Here is a 3,864-nt window from a genome sequence, read left to right as displayed (position 1 = left end):
GGTTTCGGGCACAAGGAGGGAGCACTCCCACCGACCAAAACCCATGGGTGCGGCTCAGGCCAGAGCGCCTGTGACACACTTTGAATCAGCCCTGCCCAGGTGGGCATCTGAGATCACCAGCCGGGTTCCAGTCAGACCGCGCTCTTTAAGCGAACCCAGGAACTGGCGCCAGAAGCCCTCGGCCTCACTGTCACCGACTGCAATGCCGAGCACCTCGAGGTAGCCGAGGGCATTGATGCCGATCGCCACCACCACGGCTCGCGACACCACCTGCAGGTTGCGGCCAAGGCGGCAGTGGAGGTAGGTGGCATCCAGGTAGACGTAGGGGAAATGGGCGTGATCCAAAGGCCGCTGCAGGAAGGCTTTCACCTGCTCATCGAGGCCCTGGCAAATCCGGCTGACCTCGGACTTCGAGATGCCGGTGCTGCTGCCCAGAGCCTCTACCAACGCGTCGACCTTGCGGGTGGAGATGCCGCCGGTATAGGCCTCCATCACCACCGCATAAAGGGCCTTGTCGACCCTGCGGCGTGGCTCGAGCCAGTTGGGAGAGAAGCTTCCCTGGCGCAGCTTTGGAATGGCCAGAGACAGGTCGCCCACCTGGGTGGTGAGCAACCTCTCCCGGTAGCCGTTGCGGTGGGTAGAGCGCTGATCGGGGCAACGCTCGTGGAGCTGGGCGCCGGTGAAAGCAGAGACCTCGGCTTCCAGCAGGTCCTGGAAACCACGGCGCACGATCTCCGGAATCAGGGCGCCAGCGGTGGTTCCCTCCATGAGCTGAGCCAGCTCACAGGCGCCACTATGGGGATGGGTCATGGTCTGTAGTCAGGGGTGGTGGTAGTTCTCCAACCAGGGTCACAGACCGGCCCACCCATTGCTACGATTGATGTCTGAGCAGATCAGCCGTCAACACCGGCTACGCAGGTGCTGCTCCTCCTGAGTTACACCACTTACTGGGACGTTGCTTTGTCTTAATGGCAAATGCATCTAAGCTGTGGGTCCATCATCTCGACAGATGAGCGTACGTGACAAAGATGCTCATGACAGCCTCATCCGCCAGCCAGCGTTGAGTTCGCCGGCACCCGCTGCATGTATGCTTCAGCCGAGTGTACTCCAACTCCTGGATACGCTTCTAAATCCCAAGACGATTCAACTAGACTGTAGAATATTGGTGGTTATTGGACTGCAGACTGGATCAAACACCGCGAGTTCATACCATGTCCAAGGCAGGAGCATAACAATCCATGCTTAAACTTCTATCGACAGAGTTTTTACAGAGCACAGAAGAGCTGTCTCGCTCTTTTAGGGAAAATAGTCCATGCCCCCATATCTCCATTGACAACTTACTTGATCATGATTTTTGTCGACGTCTGATTTCTGAGTTTCCACCATGCGACCCCAGCGTTCTCGAAAGATTTCAAGCAAACGGCATGCGGGGCGGCAAGACAAAGAATCAGAAAGTCAGAGATTTAGGTGAATCATTCCGTGCCTTTGACGACCTTGTTCAATCAAAGGAGTTTCTGGACCTGCTGACTCGTATTACTGGCATTCCCAATCTACTCTACGATCCAGAGTACTATGGCGGCGGAACTCACGAGAGTCTCAATGGAGAGCGCCTACTTCCACACATTGACTATAACTACCATCCCACTGCTGGATGGTACCGAAGGCTCAATCTCCTAGTTTATCTCAATCCTGACTGGCAAGATGAATGGGGTGGCCGGCTAGAGCTCCACTCAGACCCCTTGCACCCAGACAGAGACCAGATAGTCCGTTGTCCAAATGGCATGAATAGCTGCACCCTTCTAGAAACCACTTCTTCCTCTTGGCATGGCTTTCCAGTTATTGAGCTGCCGCCAGGCAAGCGTCACTTGACTAGGCGTTCAGTTGCAGTTTATTACTATACCCTTCACCCGCCCTCAGAGGATACCATACTCAACCGATCTACAGTTTATGTTGACGAACCCTTGCCATCTTATCTTAAGGCTGGGCATATTCTGGCCGAAAAAGATATATTAGATCTGAGAGAGCAGTGGCAGATGCGCAGCAATCACAGTCGCGAACTCCTTGAAGAGATCGTCTTGCATGGCTATCAATTCTTGTACCACTTGGAGGCTGGGTGCGAGGTGAGTGAGCAAGATTCACAACGCATGCATGGGACCTACCAAGCCATCGAGCGTCTAATAGACAAACTTGAGCGTGTGCATCTAGGCCTTCGCAATCCAGACAAAGCGGAAGATACTAGTCGTGCCTCATGGCTACGGGAAGCCCCTAATGAAGCTCCTCTAGATTAAAGCTTGCCAAAGGCGCTGTGGAGCAAATTCAGACAAATCCGTTGCGAGTAACTGTTCCGCGATCACAAGAACAGGATCATTCAACTGTAGTCAAGCCACTCAAGCCAACCTGAACGGATCTAACGCCTGTTGCTGGTGGGCGGCATCGCTATGTTGGCAATCAAGCTCTGACTGACCGACACAAGTCTGAGAGCCTTTGCAACAGCATGGGTATCAGTCCATTAATGGCACCTTGCGAAACGAGCGAACTGCAATGGATAACTACTATCAAAGCCTCAAACCAGACATCTCCGCCCAACCATCCCAAGCTTCAGAACGGATAGCAACTTTCCTTTTGCGCCGACAATATGGAGAAGAGCTTGTGGCCTTATCCAACCGAGAGCAGGCAGGACGAGCATACATCCAACTGCTTTGCGAAACGGCCAAGACTCACAATGAAATGCGAGGGATCTTTGCTCTTAGAGCAAACATGAATAACCATGATCTCAAAAGCTTTTGTCAGCCGTTTTTCAAAAAGAAAGATTCTTCAGGTGTTGCCGCGTTATTGCCTTCACCTGCAGCTACTGGATCCATGCTAGCTGAATCGGAAACGATCACTCCTGCGCCAAAAGCTTATAGACTAACGCCAATGGAGTCGGAAAGGATTGCGCGAATTCTCCAAAACTACCAACGGCGAGCTGAGCCGCTTGCCTTGGGAATTACTCGATCACTTGGCAGCAACTAATCTCGTCTGTGCTAAACCACACAACAACAAAAGGATTGCCATGGCTAAAGCTCTTAACCGAGACCAACTTGTTGACATTCGGGATGCTTTTTTCGATTTAATCAGTTGGTCGCTCACCCGTCGAGATACTCTTGAGAATCAGGGTATCATCACTAGACAAGAATCTGACATGATCGGGCAGTTCGAAGATCAACTTCGCCTGATTGCGGATGCACTCAATAGCGTTATTCTGCGTCAGGTCATCGCAGATATTGATGAGCCGAGAAACAGGATTGTAGCGGTTACCAAAGATTTGGAGGCAGCCATTGGTACTCTGCAGTCGCTCAACGACTTCATAGGGGTACTTGATTAGGTAGCAAACTCCGCACTCCTCAGGAGTCGTTCCGGCCGTGCGGTGCAACTGCATATGGCATGAGCCACACGCTCGGTCAGTGCTGCCAGATTGAACCGCCGATTGAAGCGGTAGCTGAATGCGCCCAGGTAACGGTTGGCGTACTTCTCAAAGCGCAGGGCATGGAAGCTGCCGCTGAAGCTGGTTTTCAAGTTGCTGAGTACCGTGTTGATCCAACGGAATTCTGGTAGTTCATTGGGATGGCGACCCTTTACGACCACAGGTTGATGGAGGCAACCGACTTCTGTCACGGCGCGGAAGCAGGCCAGCCCATCAGAGATCACTTCACAACCTATCGCCAATGAATCCTGGGCCCAGTCAGCAATAGCGGCAAAGGAGAACGTGGCCACAGTGGCAAGCTTCACGTGCCGGGGGTGGCCTGACTCATCGAGAGAGACGGCCGCCACTATCGGCAGCTTGTTCTCTGATCCACGACCAGCCTTGCCACCACAGCGTTCTCC

Annotated in this window: 3 protein-coding genes and 1 pseudogene; 2 read left to right on the top strand and 2 right to left on the bottom strand. The window is 53.1% G+C overall.

Annotated features, from left to right (window positions below; translation table 11 throughout):
- Positions 1-93: 93 nt before the first annotated feature.
- Positions 94-768, bottom strand: a pseudogene (locus CJZ82_RS17330) (IS256 family transposase); the annotation flags it as partial.
- A gap of 470 nt (positions 769-1,238) precedes the next feature.
- Between CJZ82_RS17330 and CJZ82_RS17325 the strand changes: the two are divergent.
- Together CJZ82_RS17325 and CJZ82_RS18175 are read left to right on the top strand one after the other, a co-directional pair.
- Entirely contained in the window at positions 1,239-2,288 is a 1,050-nt protein-coding gene (locus CJZ82_RS17325) for a 2OG-Fe(II) oxygenase (RefSeq protein WP_094556975.1), read from the top strand.
- 644 nt (positions 2,289-2,932) lie between these two features.
- On the top strand, positions 2,933-3,364 hold the full coding sequence (locus CJZ82_RS18175; protein WP_143593763.1) for a hypothetical protein: 432 nt from the start codon (positions 2,933-2,935) through the stop codon (positions 3,362-3,364).
- Here the strand turns inward: CJZ82_RS18175 and CJZ82_RS17315 are convergent.
- Positions 3,361-3,864: IS1595 family transposase (locus tag CJZ82_RS17315; protein WP_143593762.1), on the bottom strand; the 504-nt coding region annotated here is incomplete at its 5' end. The genes CJZ82_RS18175 and CJZ82_RS17315 overlap by 4 nt on opposite strands.

Source organism: Synechococcus sp. 1G10 (genome assembly GCF_002252625.1).
Classification (GTDB): Bacteria; Cyanobacteriota; Cyanobacteriia; order PCC-6307; family Cyanobiaceae; genus Regnicoccus_A.
This window is presented reverse-complemented; position numbering and strand designations above follow the sequence as displayed.